Source organism: Shewanella sp. 38A_GOM-205m (assembly GCF_000518445.1).
Lineage (GTDB): Bacteria > Pseudomonadota > Gammaproteobacteria > Enterobacterales > Shewanellaceae > Shewanella > Shewanella algae.
The window spans coordinates 1-19,089 of sequence record NZ_JADP01000033.1; the positions used below are offsets into that span (position 1 = coordinate 1).

18 protein-coding genes are annotated in these 19,089 nt (G+C 51.0%); 2 read left to right on the forward strand and 16 right to left on the reverse strand.

What is annotated here, in order from left to right; translation table 11 throughout:
• From N512_RS0116435 to N512_RS0116485, 10 genes are all read right to left on the reverse strand, one after another.
• Window positions 1-186: transposase domain-containing protein (locus tag N512_RS0116435; RefSeq protein WP_028781026.1), on the reverse strand; the 186-nt coding region annotated here is incomplete at its 3' end.
• A 130-nt stretch (window positions 187-316) separates the two neighbouring features.
• Window positions 317-916 (reverse strand): recombination mediator RecR, encoded by a 600-nt coding sequence (recR, locus tag N512_RS0116440; RefSeq protein WP_025011506.1) that lies wholly within the window; start codon window positions 914-916, stop codon window positions 317-319.
• 13 nt (window positions 917-929) lie between these two features.
• Entirely contained in the window at window positions 930-1,259 is a 330-nt protein-coding gene (locus N512_RS0116445; RefSeq protein ID WP_025011505.1) for a YbaB/EbfC family nucleoid-associated protein, read from the reverse strand.
• Between the two features lie 131 nt (window positions 1,260-1,390).
• Window positions 1,391-4,288, reverse strand: coding sequence for a DNA polymerase III subunit gamma/tau (gene dnaX / locus N512_RS0116450; protein ID WP_028781027.1), 2,898 nt, complete (start codon window positions 4,286-4,288; stop codon window positions 1,391-1,393).
• A 121-nt stretch (window positions 4,289-4,409) separates the two neighbouring features.
• Window positions 4,410-4,961 carry an adenine phosphoribosyltransferase gene (gene apt, locus N512_RS0116455; RefSeq protein WP_025011504.1) on the reverse strand — a complete coding sequence of 184 codons (552 nt, stop codon included), beginning with the start codon at window positions 4,959-4,961 and terminating at the stop codon, window positions 4,410-4,412.
• A gap of 95 nt (window positions 4,962-5,056) precedes the next feature.
• On the reverse strand, window positions 5,057-5,452 hold the full coding sequence (locus tag N512_RS0116460; RefSeq protein ID WP_028781028.1) for a response regulator: 396 nt from the start codon (window positions 5,450-5,452) through the stop codon (window positions 5,057-5,059).
• An 87-nt stretch (window positions 5,453-5,539) separates the two neighbouring features.
• Complete coding sequence (locus N512_RS0116465; RefSeq protein ID WP_025888748.1) at window positions 5,540-5,914, reverse strand: YbaN family protein; 375 nt, start codon at window positions 5,912-5,914, stop codon at window positions 5,540-5,542.
• Between the two features lie 396 nt (window positions 5,915-6,310).
• Window positions 6,311-7,099 carry an HvfC family RiPP maturation protein gene (locus N512_RS23210; RefSeq protein ID WP_051472840.1) on the reverse strand — a complete coding sequence of 263 codons (789 nt, stop codon included), beginning with the start codon at window positions 7,097-7,099 and terminating at the stop codon, window positions 6,311-6,313.
• Window positions 7,099-7,935, reverse strand: a complete 837-nt coding sequence (locus N512_RS0116480) for an HvfB family MNIO-type RiPP peptide maturase (RefSeq protein ID WP_028781029.1) — start codon at window positions 7,933-7,935, stop codon at window positions 7,099-7,101. Before N512_RS0116480 ends, N512_RS23210 begins: the two co-directional genes overlap by 1 nt.
• Before the next feature lie 59 nt (window positions 7,936-7,994).
• Window positions 7,995-8,447, reverse strand: coding sequence for an HvfA family oxazolone/thioamide-modified RiPP metallophore (locus N512_RS0116485; RefSeq protein WP_025011501.1), 453 nt, complete (start codon window positions 8,445-8,447; stop codon window positions 7,995-7,997).
• A 293-nt stretch (window positions 8,448-8,740) separates the two neighbouring features.
• Between N512_RS0116485 and N512_RS0116490 the strand changes: the two genes are divergently transcribed.
• Window positions 8,741-9,694: a tRNA-dihydrouridine synthase gene (locus tag N512_RS0116490; protein WP_025890163.1), complete on the forward strand. Its 954-nt coding sequence runs from the start codon at window positions 8,741-8,743 to the stop codon at window positions 9,692-9,694.
• 126 nt (window positions 9,695-9,820) lie between these two features.
• Complete coding sequence (locus N512_RS0116495; RefSeq protein ID WP_025011499.1) at window positions 9,821-10,162, forward strand: TraR/DksA family transcriptional regulator; 342 nt, start codon at window positions 9,821-9,823, stop codon at window positions 10,160-10,162.
• A gap of 212 nt (window positions 10,163-10,374) precedes the next feature.
• Here the strand turns inward: N512_RS0116495 and N512_RS0116500 are convergent, their stop codons facing one another.
• From N512_RS0116500 to fdx, 6 genes are all read right to left on the reverse strand, one after another.
• A complete protein-coding gene (locus N512_RS0116500) occupies window positions 10,375-13,026 on the reverse strand; it encodes a TonB-dependent receptor (protein ID WP_028781030.1) in 2,652 nt (883 codons plus the stop codon).
• A gap of 446 nt (window positions 13,027-13,472) precedes the next feature.
• A complete protein-coding gene (locus tag N512_RS0116505) occupies window positions 13,473-16,142 on the reverse strand; it encodes a TonB-dependent receptor (RefSeq protein ID WP_025889464.1) in 2,670 nt (889 codons plus the stop codon).
• Between the two features lie 388 nt (window positions 16,143-16,530).
• The gene (gene ndk / locus N512_RS0116510; RefSeq protein WP_025011497.1) at window positions 16,531-16,962 is read right to left on the reverse strand and encodes a nucleoside-diphosphate kinase; all 432 of its coding nucleotides are present in this window, start codon (window positions 16,960-16,962) and stop codon (window positions 16,531-16,533) included.
• A 393-nt stretch (window positions 16,963-17,355) separates the two neighbouring features.
• Window positions 17,356-17,553, reverse strand: coding sequence for a Fe-S cluster assembly protein IscX (gene iscX / locus N512_RS0116515; protein WP_025011496.1), 198 nt, complete (start codon window positions 17,551-17,553; stop codon window positions 17,356-17,358).
• An 81-nt stretch (window positions 17,554-17,634) separates the two neighbouring features.
• Window positions 17,635-18,534, reverse strand: a complete 900-nt coding sequence (gene rimK / locus N512_RS0116520) for a 30S ribosomal protein S6--L-glutamate ligase (protein ID WP_025011495.1) — start codon at window positions 18,532-18,534, stop codon at window positions 17,635-17,637.
• 216 nt (window positions 18,535-18,750) lie between these two features.
• Complete coding sequence (fdx, locus tag N512_RS0116525) at window positions 18,751-19,086, reverse strand: ISC system 2Fe-2S type ferredoxin (RefSeq protein WP_025011494.1); 336 nt, start codon at window positions 19,084-19,086, stop codon at window positions 18,751-18,753.
• Window positions 19,087-19,089: the final 3 nt, after the last annotated feature.

Consider the following 19,089-nt stretch of genomic DNA (forward strand, 5'->3'; position numbering starts at 1 on the left):
CATTCCAACAATAAGCCAAAGAACCATATCACTCGGTAAGCGACGTCGACGAATCGTCGCTTTATCGGAAAGTGTTGCCGCTTTAGCAATCCACTCGTCAGGAATATGCTCGGAGAAGGTGGTTAGCTGAGCGACATCAACAGGACTCTCTTCAAGAAAGTCGGCAAAGCAGTTTTGAATAGACATAAAAAATCGGAAACCTATAAACAGGTTTCCGATTGTCTCTCATCAGAAGGATCGGTCAACCGATCCTTATCTGATCTACGTTGCCGCATAGGCGGGGCCGGTATTCACAGAAGGCACATTAAATCAAACGTCAGAGCGGCATTCGCCCATTGAACGACAATGCCAGAGTGGTACTGTCGACATATTCCAGCTCACCGCCTACCGGAACCCCATGAGCGATTCGGCTCACCTTGACTTGGTAGCGATGGGCGATATCGGCAATAAAATGCGCCGTAGCATCGCCTTCCACCGTCGGGTTAGTGGCCAGGATCAGCTCAGCAATCTCACCTTTGGCCAGATGCTCTTCCAGCAGCGCCAGCCCCAACTCCTCGGGTCCGACACCATCGAGCGGCGATAGATGCCCCAGCAACACAAAATAACGGCCACTGAAATGCCCCCCGGCTTCGATAGCCAACACATCGGCCGGCGTTTCAACCACGCAGATGGTATCGGCGTTGCCGCGCCGAGGACTGGCGCAGATGGGACACAGCGTTTCCTCGGTGAAGGTGCGGCAAGACTGACAATGCCCCACCTCTTTCATGGCTCGCTCCAACGCTTCAGCCAACTTGAGCCCGGCTTTACGCTCGCGCTCAAGCAGTTGAAACGCCATCCGCTGTGCCGATTTAGGGCCGACACCTGGCAGACAGCGCAGCGACTGGATCAATTCATCCACCAGTGGGCTGAATTTCATCTGTTATTCCGACTCAGAATGGCATCTTCATGCCAGGAGGCAGTTGCATGCCACCTGTCACTTCGGCCATCTTGGACTTTTGGTTCTCTTCAACACGGCGAGCCGCATCGTTGCATGCCGCGGCGATCAGATCTTCCAGCATCTCTTTGTCGTCTTCCAGCAGGCTGGGATCTATCTCGACTTTGCGAACATTGTGGCTGCCGGTCATGGTGACTTTCACCAATCCTGCGCCTGACTCACCAGTGACTTCCATGCGGGCAATCTCTTCCTGCATTTTGGCCATTTTTTCTTGCATCATCTGGGCTTGCTTCATCAGGTTGCCCATACCGCCTTTTCCAAACATAGCTTTATCTCTTCAATTCAAGTTGTGAGTAACAGGTCAAAGTTGGCTAATCTTACTGAAATTAACCCGCTTGGCAATCCAAGAGTCGCTTTGAGCGGCAATCTTATGAAGCGGGTAACATCCACCGTGCCCTAGGGCGCCTTGTCTGCAATCAAATTAGCCCGTTGACTGAGCAGCTTGGGGGGATATCCGAGAGTATCCTGATCCAGTTCGGCCCCCATATGACTGACAAGCCATTGAATGTTTTCATCATTCATCAATGAAGCATGAGCCCCGCTCAGGAGCTCCTGATGAAAACGATGACGAATTTCCAACGGCGTTTCCCTTTGGTCATCTACTCCTACGACAATCTCTGTGCGGCAAGGTTTCCCAAACAGTTTGGAAAGTGCCTCTTCGAGCTGTTTGATGGCCGAATCTGCCGCCAAGTGCTTCTGATCCGGCTTGAGCAGCAAGGGCAGCGGTTCAGCTATCCGCTCACAGACTGAGTTTACCGCCAGTTGCCGCACCCGGCCGCCTATTTCCAGCGCCGACATCAATTTATACCAATAGAGATCCTGTGGATGACCGCTGGGCGGAGCATGGGCGAAGGCCTCAGCGGACTCCGGGCCTAATGCTTGGCCCGGCTCGGATGCAGGCCGAGCTCCTGTGTTTACAGTATTTACTGTAGCGCTTTGGCCAGATCCCTGCCCAAGCTCATTTTTCAGCTCATGTCCCGACTCGTCTACCGCCTGTGGTGCAGCTTCCTGTGCTGTCTGCTGCGCGGTATGTTGTGGCTCAGGTTCAGGTTCAGGCTCAGGCAAAAACTCAGGCACAGACTCTGGTTCGGCTTGTGGGAAAGCCACGTTTTGAACCGTTTCACTGTCTTGCATTGCCTCGCGACCCGCTTCAACCGCACCCTCTGGGGCATCTTCCCATGGTGGCCTGTCCTCCTTGAGCGCCGCAACATGATTTGGGCCAGATTTGGAGGGCACCTCCCCGGCAACAGGAGTTTGTGTTTCTGCTTGGGAAGGCTCAGGGCTATTGCTTGGTTCAGGGCTGTCTACCCGCTCAGGGCTTTTGCTCAGCTCAGGGCTGTTTCCTGGCTCTGCTGCCGCTTCTGACTGAGTGGCCGCTACAGCATCGGACTCAGGTGCTGCAGCCGCGCTGCGGCGCTCCAGCAAGGGCTTTTTTTCTTCACCGTCCTTGGGGCTGGCGGCCTCTATATCACTGAGCAGCAAATCCCGGGTGGCAAGCACCTGATCGAGCAGATCATCACCCAAGATGTCATCGCTGCCCGAGTCTATGTTGGCATCGGCAGGCACTGGCTCGCTTGATGGCTTATTTGATAGCGATGCCTCGGAGGTACTCTTGTCAGCAGCGGATGGCATTTGGCCGTCCATCGACATCTGCTGCTGATAAAAATCCAGGCTGCTATCCTGCCCTTCACCTTGCAGTGAATAGCCCATGGCAGCATAGAAGTCATCCTGGGATTGCTGCTCATCGTTAATAGCCGAGGTTTCAGCTTGTGACACAGGCTTGTGAGGTTGAGCTGCAGCCGGTTGCCGTGCCGGCAGAGACTCGGCCACTTTAGCAGGCTCAGAGGCCTCATTCCGGAACCCCATGCTACCGGCCTGGGATAACAGCAGCGCTTGTTCGGCCAATAAGGCCTGTTCGTCTGCATCTTCGCCCTCATCGGCAGCCATCTGTGAGTCAACATTGCTCGCCTGCGTCTCAGCCGCCGGGCTTACCTGTGTTGGCATCTTGGCAGCTTGCGTCTTTTCGGCTTGCGCTTCGACAGCCTGGCTTGTAACAGATTGAGCAGAGGCGGCTTGAGGTTTTATCTCATCGGCGTTATTGCTTGCCAGGGGTTGATTCAGCGCCCCGACCGCCGCAGGCGCAGCGGCACTGCTGCTGTCATCCAAGGCAGACAGATCGGCGACTTCACCCCTTTGCCAGCGTTTGGGCGGCGTTTCCGGCACAAAGGCAACGGCTCTGAGTAACGCCATCTCCAGCCCTGACTTGGGATCCGGTGCATAAGGCAGCTCCTTGCGACCGCTGAGCAGCAACTGGTAATAGAGCTGCACCTGCTCGGGGGTGAGGTTTTCACCATAGTGGTTAATTCTGGGACCAAACAGCGACAGATTGGCCGCCGCCGGCGCAAACTGACTCAGGGTTATCTGATGCAAGAGCTCCAGCAAGCTACGCAGCACTTCGGCAGCATCGGCGCCAAATGCCAGCACCTTGGCCACTTCCTGCATCATTTTGGCGATGTCGCCTGTGAGGAGCGCATCAAACAGCGCCAGCACCTGGCGCTCATCTATGGCGCCGAGCATGGTTTGTACCTGCTCCAGCATCACTTGCCCGGCTCCAAAGGCGATAGCCTGATCTGTCAGGCTCAGGGCATCTCGCATACTGCCGTTGGCGGCTCGCGCCAGAAGCGTCAGCGCAGAAGTTTCAAACTTAAGACCTTCGCTTTGCAAAATATGCTGCAACTGGCCGGCCATCTCCGTCTGATCCAGACTCTTTAGGTTAAATTGCAGGCAGCGGGACAGTACAGTCACCGGCAGCTTTTGCGGATCTGTGGTGGCCAGCAGGAATTTGACGTGCTCAGGGGGTTCTTCCAGTGTCTTGAGCAGCGCATTGAAACTGCTGCGGGACAGCATATGAACTTCGTCTATCAGGTAAACCTTGAAACGCCCCCGGGTTGGGCGATACTGAACATTATCCAGCAGTTCGCGGGTATCATCTACCTTGGTACGGGAAGCCGCATCGACTTCGATAAGGTCGACAAAACGCCCCTGGGCAATTTCCTGACAGGCACTGCATTGGCCACATGGCTTGGCGGTGATCCCTGTTTCGCAGTTGAGCCCTTTGGCAAACAGGCGCGCCAAACTGGTCTTGCCGACGCCGCGGGTACCGGTAAACAGATAGGCATGGTGCAGTCGTTGCTGACTCAGGGCATTGGTCAATGCATGCAAGACATGAGATTGGCCGACTACCTGATCAAAACTGGCAGGTCGCCATTTTCTGGCTAGTACCTGATAGGACATGAAACTCCCCAAAATCCATAAAAGTATCTTTGCGGGAGCAAGCTCCGCGGATCGTAAAACAATAACATGAGGTATGACTTCACGCTACCGAGACGACCCGCAAAGCAGCAGGGCTGAGCTTTTATTCGCCGTCAAACTCGCACAGCTTAACCAGTTCGAGCCCTTGCTCGGTCAGGCGCTGTTCACCGCCCAGGTCCGGCAGGGAGATCACAAATGCGGCGTCTTTCACCTCGCCGCCTAAGCGACGGATAAGCTTAACTGTGGCTTCAATGGTGCCACCGGTTGCCAGCAAGTCATCGATAACCAGTACCTTGTCACCCGGCACTATGGCATCAACATGCATTTCCAGGGTGTCGTGGCCATATTCCAGCTCATAGCTTTCGGCTATGGTTTCTCTTGGCAACTTGCCGGGCTTACGCACGGGAATAAAGCCCACACCCAACTCCAGCGCCAGAGGGGCACCAAAGAGGAAACCGCGGGCTTCGGTACCGACAACCTTGGTAAAACCATGATCTTTATAATGATCCACCAGCAAACGAATGCTTAACTGGTAGGCAACCGGGTCTTCAAGCAGACTGGTTACGTCGCGGAACAGGATCCCGGCTTTAGGATAATCCGGAATGGTTTTAATGCTTTGCTTAATCAGGCTTAAGCTGTCGGAGTTCATTGCCATAGTCTCAATACTTCATTTCCAGACACTGGGCCCGGCTCTTTACAACAAAAAAGTCCACACTGAGGTGGACTGCATTTCAAAAATCCGGCTAAAGCTTAAGCCGCTTTAATCCGCCATGCAACAATCTCTGTCGATAAGTGATCCAGGAGTTGTTGCTTTGTGTCACAGTTCAATGGTTTTCTCCAAAAGCCATTAACCTGGGACATATCCATACTGGCGGCCACTTCCTCTTGGCTGTGAGTACTTAGCACCACGACAGGCAGGTTGGCATAACCGTCGAGTTGCCTGAGTAGCGGGACGAAGTGCGGCCCGTCGAGCAAAGGCATGAAAAAGCCACTAATCACGGCATCGAAGTTTTGCCGCTCGGCGCACGCCAGCCCCTGCATGCCATTGGTGGCCAACGTACAGTGCCAACCTTGGCTCTGGAACAGTTCGGCCAAAGCCTGTTGGCTGATGTTATTATCATCAACAAGCAAAATGTTGAAACTCATTAAATTTCCCTAGTGGTTTCAAGGCGCGCCAAGGCTACCCCAACTGAATGACAAAATCACGACAAGTCGGCGTTTTTGTCTACAGGATCACTCACTATCTTCCAGCTCGGGGATCTGCCACAGGAACAACAACAGACAGACACAGCAAACGGCAAGTAAGAGTTTCACCCACCAAAGTGGCACCAAGGCAATGCTGAGGGCAAAACTGGCACCACTGACCAAAAAAGCCCTTCGCTTTAATCCTTTACGCATCGCTTTACGGGAATGCCAATCGGCAAGAGGCTGGGCAAACCAAGGATGACTGTGCAGCCAATCGTGTAGCCTTTCGCTGGAGCGGGCAAAACAAAAAGCGGCCAACAAAATAAAGGGAACCGTGGGCAGCACAGGCAAGACAATGCCGAGTAATCCCATAGCCAGGCTCAAAATACCCGAGATTAAAAAGAAGCCTCTTTTGATAACCATCCAATTTCCTCTGGAAAACCGGTCGCCCCTAAACAAAAGCCACCGCTGAGGGTGGCCATTGTAGCAAAAGCTGGATCTTGCTGCTTCAGATCAATCCCGCGTGTTTCAGCCAAGACAGACTGGCAGGCAGTGTAGGTAACAGCATTACCAGAATAAAACCAAGAAAATACAAAATATTGAATGGGTCTTTAAACGGCTGACTCATGACAGCTCCTCTACTTCTAGGGCCAGTGTGGGAGTGATCTCAATCACAAAACCGCGCTATTCTAGCCCTTTCTCACGCCGATAAAAACCATGTTTTTTCAATGGGATTAGCCACTCCCTTGTATTAAGGCCGTACTCAGGCATCAATGTCAGCCAAAGGGTCAGCCCAAGGCAAGTACAACTAAAATAAACTCATGCCTGACAAGGTGTTCTGGCTTGGATGGCGGTTGTGGGTTGCTTACGAATAATGCCCAAGACCGCCAGCTCCGCCAAAGTAGTGAGCGCGCCCTGACAAAGCTGTTGCTCAGGAAACTGGGGAAATGTCTCTGCCAGCCAAGCAAGTAACCGGGTAAAACTCAGCGGCGTTTGCTGCAGTTTGGCCAACAGCTGCGCCGTCATGGGATTGAGCCTTAAAAAGCGCACCTCCTCTTCCCGGTCACGATAGACACAGAAAAATACCGGGGTGGCCGCCACCGAATCCGGGCGGAAATCTGGGCTAATTCGGTCAACTTCGAACTGATATTGCGCCACTCTGGCGGTGACGGCCAATTGCAGTTTTGCAGCCAGTTGCTCCAGCGCCTGGAGCTCGGTCGGCTCCAGCCAAGGCGCCGAACTGTCCACTGCCACAGATACCTGCAGTTCCAAGAGTTCATAATGTGCCAGCTCCAGCATAAAAGGCATGGCATCCAAAGCGCTTGCCTGTTCCCGGCACAGATAGTCGAGAAACTCGGCGGCAATATCGATAAACAACGGGCTTTGACAATCATGGCGGGCAAAGAAATCCTTTACCAACGCCAACCACTGCGCCTCTGTATGCAACGACTTAAGAACCGGATAGGCATTGGAAACAAAGCCATTGACATTATTGAAAAAAAGCTCGCGATATACCCGCATGTGCCGTTCATCGGTGCCGGCCGGCAAAGGCATATCATCCCGCCGCAAATAGGCAACAAAAGCCTGTTGTAATTGGGCCAAGGCCATCAAGCTCTCCTCTCTTGTGCAAATGCACCCAAGGCCCGGTGTTGCAGCGTGTCTATCTGCTTCAACTCCTGACACAAGACTTGGGTTTCGGGAATATTAAAGTCCCGCTCCAGCAAGGTGGGATGCACCCCGTGCAACCTATAGCACTCTGCCAGCAGTTGCCAGACAGGGTCGATAATATCGGCGCCATGGGTATCGATAATCAGATCTTCATCCTGCTGATAGTGACCGGCAATATGCAGGTAAGCGATGCGCTCACTGGGCATGGCCGCCAGAAAAGCTGCAGGATCATAGCCATGATTAACCGAGTTGACATAGATGTTGTTGACATCCAGCAGCAGACGACAGTCAGCCTCTTCCAGCACGGCGCAGACAAACTCTTGCTCTGTCATCTCGGCACCCGGAGCAGCATAAAAGGACACATTTTCCAGAATAAGTGGCCGCTCCAGAATCGCCTCCACCTGTTTGACCCTGGCACTGACATGCCGTACAGCCTCATAAGTAAAAGGGATAGGCATAAGATCGTACATATGCCCATCGGCAGAGCAATAGCTTAAGTGTTCTGAATAGACATCTATCTGGTGCAAATCGAGAAAGCGCTTAATCTCCTTGATAAACGCCAGATCCAGCGGAGCTGGGCTACCGATAGAAAGACTGAGCCCATGGCAGTAAAATGAATGCTTCTCGGTCAGTTGTCGAAACTGCTTTCCAAACTTACCCCCCAGGCGCATCCAATTTTCCGGCGCGACCTCGAAAAAATCGGCCTCCTTGGGTGCTGCCTGACAAAACTCGGCCAGCATCTCCCGCCTAAGCCCCAAACCGACACAGTTATTCATAAATAATTACCGCCTTTGTGGTTTCAGACAGGGCGCAATGCGCCCTGCACTATTCAGCTTCAGTGGTTACTACCGCACTTGGCTTCACCACACTTGCCTTCCTTGACCTTATTGGCTTCGGCTTTGGCTTTACCCTCGGCGGAATGCTTCATTCCTTCGCCACACTTGCCTTCACCGCACTTTCCTTCTGCGGCTTTTTTCATGCCTTCACCGCACTTTCCTTCTGCGGCCTTATTCATGCCCTCACCACATTTGCCTTCGGCAGCTTTCTTCATCCCTTCGCCACACTTGCCTTCGCCGCATTTACCCTCACGGCCCTTGTGCTCGGCTTCTTTGGCTTTCTTATCACCACATTTACCTTCGCCGCACTTGCCTTCATTACCAACCAATTGATAACCGGCTTCCATTGCCTGAAAACCGAAAGCACTGGCCTGGGCCTCTGCCGCGACGGTGGAACCTGCGATAACCATACCCAAAGCGGCTGCTACTGTAGTTGTCTTGACTGTCTTCATTGTCTTTCCTGCCTGTTGCTCATAGAGTTGTTACGAGTGACCGGCCTCGATTGCCGGCTTGCAATATCAGACCCGGGGACAGCAGAATCTATTTCACATTTTCAACCACGGATCACAGTTTTTACCTAAAACCCCATGTAGGGATACATGAGTAAAATAGCAAATGCCGATAAGATCAAGCTGTTAACAGTTAGATCTCTCGAATAAGCCTGTGCCTTTTCAACTGTCGATTGGTGCCGGATGGGATTTAAGGTAGAATGCGCCACTTTCTATTTCAGCCAGGCCTTAAACACGTGCGTATTATTCTCGCCCCTATGGAGGGGGTTGTTGACAATCTGATGCGGGAACTGCTCTCTGCAATTAATCCTTATGATCTGATGGTCACAGAGTTTGTACGTGTGGTGGATCAACTTTTGCCTGAAAAAGTCTTCCATCGCCTCTGCCCCGAACTGCTGCAGGGCGGCATGACTCTCAGTGGTACGCCGGTCAGGGTACAGCTTTTAGGGCAGGAACCTGGTTGGATGGCTGAAAACGCCTTGAGGGCAATAGAACTCGGCTCCCAAGGGGTAGATGCCAACTTTGGTTGTCCGGCCAAGATGGTCAACCGCAGCAAAGGCGGTGCCGTGTTACTCCAGTATCCGGAGCAGATCCATAAGATTGTCAAAGCCATGCGGCAGGCGGTTCCTGAACCTCATGCGGTGACCGCCAAAATTCGCCTGGGGTTCGAAGACAAGAGCCTGTTTATGGAAAACGCGCTGGCGATTTATGAAGCCGGCGCCACTGAGTTGGCTGTCCATGCCCGCAGTAAAAAAGACGGTTACCGTCCACCCGCCTATTGGGAATATATCACTGAGATCCGTGAAAAACTGGCCATTCCCGTGATCGCCAACGGCGAGATTTGGAACCGGGAAGATGCCCTGCGCTGCATGGAAGTAACGGGTTGCGACAGTATCATGGTGGGCCGCGGCGCCATCTCTCTGCCCAATTTGGCGGATCACATCAAAAACGGCGCCATGCAATACAGCTGGCAACAGACCCTGGCACTGCTGATGAGTTACAGCCAGAAAGAGCTCAGCGGCCGCAAGAGTTGCTACTACCCGGCACGGATCAAACAGTGGTTCAGCTACCTCAATCGCCAGTATCCACAGGCCGATACCCTGTTCAGGGAGCTCAGGGTACACAAGCAAACCGACGACATAGTGGCCACTCTCAGCCGAGCTCATCGCGAAATAGATGACAAGATGTGAGCAATTCTGACAAATTAGCGCCTTAACGACAGAAAATGTCACCCAGATTTGATCTTTATCATAGTGACATTGACCCGGCTGTTTAGACTAAATGACCGTAGACTCAATCTTTACAGGCAATTATCAGTGAGCAGCTCCCATATCAGACAAGCATTGTCGGCGTTAGAAATCGATCTCAGGAAAGAGATAATGGTGCTCGGACCCCACTGGGATCCCCAGATGTCACTCAGTGATCTGATTGAAACCATGATTCAGGCCGATCTTTGCAAACATCCTCTCTACCACAGACTATTGAGACTGGATGCCGCCCTCTGCCAACTGGATTTAGGGCTTTATGGCCTTTGTGCAGACTGTGAGGCTGAAATCGAAGCATATCGGCTCGACAGAGATCCGACCGAGCAGCGTTGTGAACGTTGCCATGAGCAATATAAACACGAACACAGACAAGAATTGCGATTGAATCACTGATTGATCAATCAAGAGCGATGAAGGCAACCTCAAGGGTTGCTTTTTTTATGACTATCGTAAAACTCCGCTCTTTCTTTGCGCGTATGTCCTCGGCTCCTGACAGACAAGCTTTTATTCGGATAAACGGAACCCCCAGCCTAGTTGGGGGGCTCTATACAAAAAAGCCCCGCCAAAATGGCGGGGCTGAGCCGTAAGGGAGAATCGGCGTTTTATCAGAACTTCTGATTAATGGTTACAAACCAGGTGCGACCCAGTACGTCGTACAGACCTGTGTTGACATCACGATAGTCAGCATAGTTGTACCAGGTTGGTGCTTCCTCATCGAAGGCGTTGTTCACACCCAAGGTGATGGAACCATTCCAGTCGTGGGCGTAGCTTACCTGGACGTTGTGCTTGAAGTAGCTTGATACGTTGATTAGGTACTCGTTGTTGTATTCAACAGCTCCTGAATCCTGGCCACCTATATAGTAGGTAGTCCAAGCTGCACTCCAGTTATCACGACTCCAGTTGATTGACGCACTGCCACGCCATTCAGGCTTGTCCTGCAGACCGGCTTCATCGAAGAAGTCAGACTCGGCATCGGCCTTGGTCTTATATTCCAGTACATGAGTCATTTCCAGCTTGAGACGGAAATCACCGAAATCAGTTTCCTGGTTGTAGCTGGTGACAAAGTCAATCCCGGAAGTTTCCAGCGCACTCAAGTTACGATACTGGCTGTGAATGGTCTCAATCTTGCCATCGCTGCCACGAATGATATAAGGCGAACCACCATTGGCTTCTTCTTCACGGATCAGATCCGCAACATCGACCACTTCAATCTTGCTGTCGTAGCTGATGTCATAGTAAGAGGTTTCAATACTCCAATCGTCAGTCACGTTCCAGACGAAGCCCAGGGTCAAGGATTCACCCTCTTCCGCCTTCAGATCCGGGTTACCGCCATAGAAGGTCTTATATTGGTTACTTGGGCTACAGTAGTTTTCATCGGCCCCGGGGTTGGCACTACACCAGACAGTATCCAGGGTACGTTCAAAACTCAGCGCTTCACCGGAGAACATCTCACCCATATTAGGGGCACGGAAAGACTCACCCCAGCTGGCACGCAGCAACAGAGAGTCAACCGGACGCCAGCTCGCAGAGAACTTGGGCACAACTGAATCGAAGGTTGAAGAGGCAAAGCCGGAAGCTATGTTACCTTCCTGCTCATAGCGCTCATAACGAACTGCAGCGGACAGATCCACATTGTATGGCAGCGAAGATTGCAGTTCCAAATAGCCAGAACTGCGATCTCGGGTTGCATCAACATCGTCGCCACCCGAACCACCGGAAATAATACCGGCAGCAGATTGCGGGTCACTCAGCTGCACAAACTCAATCATCTCATACTCGGCACCGACAACAGCGGCCAAAGTAATACCGTTACCTTCATACAGCATGCCGGACAACAGACCATCAAATTGGGTGCTGTTAAATTGCGCCTGATACACACCGGTATGGGCCGCTTGACCATAGAGATCGGCCATCTGCGCATCCCAATCTTCATAGCTCATGCCTGTGGTGTTGAAGACATCATAGTTGCCTGTGTTGATCAGGTCCTGAACGATATTGTCGTTGATCAGGTTGTAGTTGAATGAGTCAGTGGTTGAACGTGTATGCTGGGCATTGATTTCCCAATCGATACCGTTACCCACATCCCAATAACCTACCAACCCGGCCAGGAAGTCGATTGAGTTGGTTTCAGTGGTAGTGTCACGCTCACCAATCTGTACCGAACGCATACGGATCTCAGTGATATCTGTGCCCAATGGGTTCATTGGGTTGTCCGCAGCCATGGTTGGGGCGTTGGTTGATACCGGGGTGCCCGCGTAACGGGTATTGGTTTCACTCAGACTGGCAGAAGCGCGGCCACGGAACTGTATGTCGTCAGTCAGCTGGTAATTGAAGTTAGACAGAATACTGTTGCGGTTCACATTACCAAACAGCTTGGTCACCTTACCAAAGTCATAGTAACAGGTTCCGGCATTGGCGCCGTCGGTACCATCAATAACATTCGGTGCCTGGGAGCAAAGCTCGCTATTGGTATAATTGGCTGATTTACCATCGGCGCCAATATAGGTAGCTCTTGGGATCACACTATAGGAGCTGATGCCGTTCCAGCTAGGATCATCAAAGCGCCAAACATCTTTATCGTACACAGAGGTAGTATCGTAATGCTCGAACGTCAGGGTGATATTGCCCTTATCTGTGCTAAAACCGGCCGCTACAGAGAAACGTGAAGAATCGCCGCCTTCCACATCAGGTGATTCACCGGTGTAGTTCAGCTCAACACCTTCAAAGTCTTTCTTGGTAATGATGTTAATTACCCCGGCAACCGCATCCGAGCCGTAAACTGCAGAGGCGCCGTCACGCAGAATTTCGATTCGCTCAACAATCGCCATTGGGATGCTGGAAGTATCGGCAACGGTTCCTGAGCTTGAGCTGGTACCCGGCATACGGCGACCATCGAGCAGGATCAAGGTTGCCTGAGAACCCAGACCACGTAAATCCACATCACTGGTGGCACTGGCCCCGGCACCATAGCCGGACATGCCACGCCAGGAACCAAAGCTGTTGATACTGGAGTTATTCAATACATCGGCAACCGAGGTTTCCCCGGTAACCTTAAGATCGGCTGCTGTGATAACAGTAACAGGTGAAGCGGTTTCCATATCCACTTGTTTGATACGTGAACCAGTTACTTCAATACGCTCGACTTTGCCTTCTTTTGCTTCTTCAGCGGTTGCATATCCGCTGAAAGCTATTCCCGTAACTGCCGCAGCAAGTAAACCGCGACGAACTGCCTTTGCAGTTAAACTGATGGAACTCATACTTGTCTCCCTGATGTTTCTTTCTGCAAGAAATATCTGATTATTTTTGTTTTAAACATTGCAAACAAATTGCAACACTCACAAAGATACTCCACAAATAAAACAACATGGTCAACAAACAAAACACAAAAACAACCATTGGGTAACTAATTGATACAAACAAATAGAGCGAAACTGCCAATGAAACTTAAAAACACCTATAAATCAAAATTTTAAAACAAAAACACACAAGCGATACATATTGAAAAATATGTTTTTATTAAGTTTAAGGGTTCCATAAATTTAATATTTAAGAAACAACTATCTCATGGCAAAAAAATCACACCGAACCAGAATAAACATTTTACAAACATTTGAATCAATATGTATCTAACATTATTTTCCCTTTGTTTATTTTAGGCATAAAAAACCGGCTTATTAAGCCGGTTTTCAAGGTTTGAATACTATTAGAAAGTAAACTCTACCCCTGCATAATATTCACGTCCAATAACGTTATAGTAGGCTCGTGGGTAATGAGGCCAGCTGGACTGGGTGTAATCGATCTCCGGTCCTGAATCAAACAGGTTGTTGATACCGGCAGAAACCTTCAGATTGTCGTAGATGAAGTAACTGGCAGCCAGGTTAACCTCGACATGGCTATCGATTTTCACCGGATAAGTGCTGTCCAGACCTTCGCTGACAAAGTAATCCATCCGCTCACCATTCATGCTGTCGATATACTTGAACAGAATGTTGGTGGAGAAGTCGTTGTAAGACCATCCCAGGTTCAAGTTGGCACGCAACTGAGGCGCAGATCCCTCACCATCGATAAGGTCCAGCTCCTCTGAATCCGGAGTCAGCTTTTCCTTCCAACGGGTCAGGTAAGTCCCTTCCAGGCGGCTGCTGAATTCACCATAGCTCTCGGTTTCATAGCGATAGCCCAGAGAGAAATCGATACCGGCAGTCTCACGAGAAGACATATTCATCGCCTGAGTGTTCACTTTCAGCAACTTGCCATTGCTGTCACGTTCAATCTTGTCGGCAAAGGCATCGGCGTGATCCAGAATATACTGCGCACTCGGGTCATTCACCAGATTGTCGATTTCAACCATCCAGTAGTCCACCGTCAGGTTGATACCTTCATAGTCCCAGACCAGACCCAGGTTGTAGTTTTTACCCTCTTCGGCTTCCAACTCTGGGTTGGCACCGATGGCAATCGGCAAAGACTCAATCTTGTCACATTCACCATAGGCTTCACAGCGCGGAGTGTCGATAACTGTGCTGTAGCCAGTGGTAGGATCGCCAAACAAACGCTGCATATCCGGTGCGCGGAAAGTCTCGGCATACAAAGCACGCAGCATCAGGCTGTCGATTGGACGGTATTCCAGTGACACTTGCGGAGTAAACTGGCCACCAACATCAGACTCATCATCATAGTAGTCATAACGTCCGGCCAGTGTCATGGTCAACTGATCCAGCAATGGCAAGGCCAGCTCGGCATAGGCAGCATACTGCTCACGTTCACCTTCGGCGCTGCTGCCCCCCTTGCCTATGACGCCACCGTTGGAGGTGAAGCTGTCAGACTTATCGTAGAACCACTCCTTGCTGTATTCGATACCCACAGCGTAGGCAGCAGTGCCTCCGGCAAGTTCGAACGCATCACCATTGATACCGGCACTAAAGCTGGACAGAGTAGATTGTCCCTTCTTGTTACCTTCGTAGTTCAGCAGTGCCGCATCTTCAGGAGAGATCACATCCAGCAGAGACTTGCCGCTGTCGCCAGAGGTCAGGTAGTCGAAGGTGCTCTGGTAAGTTGGAGAACCGTTGCTGCGGGATTCCACTGTCTGACGCGCAATAGACCAAGAAGTATCATACTCGATACTGTCGGTCAGGAACCCCTTGGAACCTATGATGAAAGAGAAGTTATTGGTTTCAAAGTCAGAGGTACGTGGCCCCAGCTCACTCATTCGGCGGGTGTAGTAGTAGTCGCCGTCTGCAGCATTGGCAAAGTCACCACCGAATGCAGTGTCCTTGTCAAAAGTTTGGGACAGCCCCTTGTCCTTATTGGCAATGGTGACTTTATCGCCGGCTACATTGAACATGAAATCAGTGCCCACTGTCGCAGACTCAATCTCGGTAAAGGTCGAGGAATGAGTGTAATCGATGCGGGAATACAACTGATGATCCGCATTCAGCTCCTTGGTGAGGTTGATCATGGTCGAGTAGCGCTTCTGCTCCGGCAGGAAATCACGCTGCTTGGAGCGGTCAAAACCACAGCGGCCATTTTCCATCACCACATAGCCACGGGCCTCACATTCTGCCGGTGACAAGGTCTTGGTCAGCGAAGTTTTGTTGTTGCCGAGGTCCTGTACCAGGTTGGCACCGTAAGAGCTGTAACCTGAGTATGGCTGACCGTCGACAATATCTGTACCCCACTCTGGGCGATCTGTCCCTTTCAGTGCCGTTCTGTCTTCATATTCGGCAAAGAAAGTCAGGTTAGCCGTATCACTGCTGACACCTGTCATGAAAGAGAACTGATTGTTGCGCAGACCACCTTCATCCGTGTCGGAGAAACGGTACTTGAAAGTTGTCTGTTCGACATCTTTCTTGAGAATGATGTTGATAACACCACCCATGGCGTCAGAGCCGTAAATAGCCGAGGCACCTGTAGTCAGGATCTCGATACGCTCGATCGCACCCAAAGGAATATTGGCAGTATCCACGAAGCTGTCGGTACCACCGGCACCAAAGGGATACTTGGGCACCCGCTTACCATTGATCAGGGTCAGTACCCGACCGGCGCCCACGCCACGAAGGTTGACAGAGGAAGCGGCAGGGGTAAAACCATGTACTTCCTGTTGGGTCATGGAGCCGCCTGAGTTCTGCGACAGGTTACCCAGTACATCCTGAACCGAGTTGAAACCACCTTTCTCAATATCGGCAGCACTCATCACAACAACAGGAGAAGCATTCTCCATATCTGTGCGTTTGATACGGGAGCCAGTGACTTCAATACGTTCTACTTGTTCTGTAGCCTGAGCATCATCGGCGGCATAAACCATTGTAGGGATTGATGTGGAAACAAAAGCAAACAGACTAAAGCGGATGGCCTTAGCGACTGCAGTCTGCGTTGACATATTCTCATTCCTTTTTCAAGCACGGTGGCAGGGAGGGAACACCGTGTTCTTATTCTATGTAATACTCAGCCCCCCAAACGAGAAACATACCAATAACAGCAACATTATCAATCACTTAAATGATAATGAATTGTTGACACCCGGTTTAATTTGTAAAACTCAAGTACCTTATCAATCAAAAACTAATGATATTTTTACAGAGCGAATGCCGGCTACAGTCAAGATGTATCATTAGGTATCAAAACATTTTATTTACAACGCTTGCTTTTCAACCCACTGTTAATGCAACGCTTTTGATGAAAAATGTGATGTAGGTAGAATTTCTATTGCACACAAAAATCAAACAAAAAAGGAGCCATTCGGCTCCTTTTTGTCTATTTGCTGTTAATTAACGAGTGCGAGGGCACAGCTCATCAGCAGCAAAGAAGTATGCGATTTCGCGCTCGGCTGATGCCAGAGCATCAGAACCGTGAACAGCGTTCTCATCGATGCTGTCAGCAAAGTCAGCACGCAGAGTTCCACGGGCAGCTTCAGCAGGATTGGTCGCACCCATGATTTCACGGTTGGCCAGAACGGCGTTTTCACCTTCCAGAACCTGAACCATGATAGGACCAGAAGTCATGAAAGAAACCAAAGCACCAAAGAAAGGACGCTCGCTGTGCTCAGCGTAGAAACCTTCGGCTTGTTCTTTGGTCAGGTGAACCATTTTGGCGGCAACAATTTTCAGGCCGGCAGTTTCAAAACGGTTGTAGATAGCACCAATGTGGTTCTTGGCTACCGCATCAGGCTTAATGATAGAAAAAGTACGTTCGATCGCCATGACTAGCTTCCTTAATCAGCGAGTTTTTAAATTTCGCGCGGATTATACGAAATAAATGCGCCAGATCCTAATCCTATCTCGCAAAGCGCCTGGCAAAATCTACCGGGAGGAGGTACTCAAAGACTCAATGCCGACGCTTGAGCCAAAGGTAACCGCCGCAGAGACAAACCAAAAGTAATAACAAAGGCATAAACTGAGGAAAATGATGAAACAAGCCAACACCACCATGCCCCGAATGTGCCAGCACGGCCGGAGCAAATAATCCAAAACTACAGGCGAAGAAACGTGACATGACAAACCTCCGAAACCGGCACAACAATTTATTAACTAAGCTAATATAGTTGACTCGTGATGGTGATAATTTGACCGGGATCAGTTTTCCGCCAGAGGGAGTTACTTTTCCTCGATCCAGCATTGCTGCACGGCTTCGAGAATTTTCTCGCTGCAGCGTTTAGGGTCATCATCGAAGGCTTCCAACGCCAATATCCACTCGTAAAGCTCAGGGAAATGCAGTTGCTCTGGATCCACATCAGGATGTGCCTCCAGCAACTCCAAAGCCAAGTCCAATGAATCTATCCACTTGAGTCCCATGGTTACTCCTGCTTCAGATAAGTACTGACTTTGAGTATAGCGCCGCAGTTGAAGCCTTAATAGCCTTGATTGAGACCAAGATCAGGCTTCGCTTGGTGTCTTGCCCTTACGCCTCTGCTTGGCAATAAACTCTATGATGGCGCCGGCAACATCTTTGCCGGTAGCGGCTTCAATCCCTTCGAGTCCGGGTGATGAATTGACCTCCATCACCACGGGTCCATGGTTGGAGCGTAAAATATCCACGCCGGCAACATTCAACCCCATGGTTTTGGCGGCGCGCACCGCGATTGAACGCTCCTCAGGGGACAACTTCACCAAGGTTGCCGTGCCGCCCCGATGCAGATTGGAGCGAAACTCTCCCGGCAGAGCCTGGCGTTTCATGGCGGCAATGACCTTGTCGCCAAGCACAAAACAGCGGATATCGGCCCCTTGGGCCTCCTTGATATATTCCTGTACCATGATGTTGGCCTTGAGGCCCATAAAGGCCTCAATCACACTCTCGGCCGCCTTACGGGTTTCAGCCAGCACCACACCTATCCCCTGAGTGCCCTCCAAGAGTTTAATCACCAAGGGAGCGCCACCGACCATGTCGATAAGATCCGGAATATCGCTGGGCTTATTGGCAAAACCTGTCACTGGCAATCCTATGCCTTTGCGGGACAGTAACTGCATGGAGCGCAGCTTATCCCTTGAGCGGGAGATCCCCATGGAGCTATTGAGTGTATAGGTAGCCATCATCTCAAACTGACGCACCACAGCCGTGCCGTAGAAAGTAATGCCGGCACCTATTCTCGGGATCACCGCATCGAAGGACGGCAACTCGACGCCCCCGATATGAATACTGGACTGCTGCATACTGATATTCATATAGCATTCCAGAGGATTGATCACCTGCACCTGATAACCCCGTTCCTGGGCGGCCTCCACCAAACGGCGTGTGGAATATAAGGTTTTGTTCTGTGACAAAATTGCAATCTGCATCCAGGTCAGTGTCCCTAAGAGTGAAAAAGACAGCGCATCATACGCCTGCCGTGTTGGAAATCAATCTCTGCACGCCAAGCATAGCAATAAAAAACCGGCCACTTGGGGCCGGTTTTCAAAAGATGTCAGCACTTAGGGAAGATGCTTTGAACGCCAATTGCTGTGCAGGCCACTCTCTACAAAAGATAAGGCCACGAGGACTTGTTCGGACCTTCCTTAGCCTTCACTGACCATGTTGACTGTGTATTTGGGGATTTCAACAACCATATCACCTTCAACCACCTTGGCCTGACAGGACAGACGACTTTCAGGCTCCAGGCCCCAAGCCTTGTCCAGCATGTCGTCTTCCAGATCATCGCTGGGTTCAAGTTCATCGAAGCCTTCACGCACTATCACATGGCAGGTGGTACAAGCACAGGATTTCTCGCAGGCATGCTCTATGTTGATGCCGTTTTTCAGCGCGACATCCAAAATGGATTCACCCACCTCTGCCTCCACCACGGCGCCTTCAGGACACAGTTCTTCATGGGGCAAAAATACTATCTGTGGCATAGT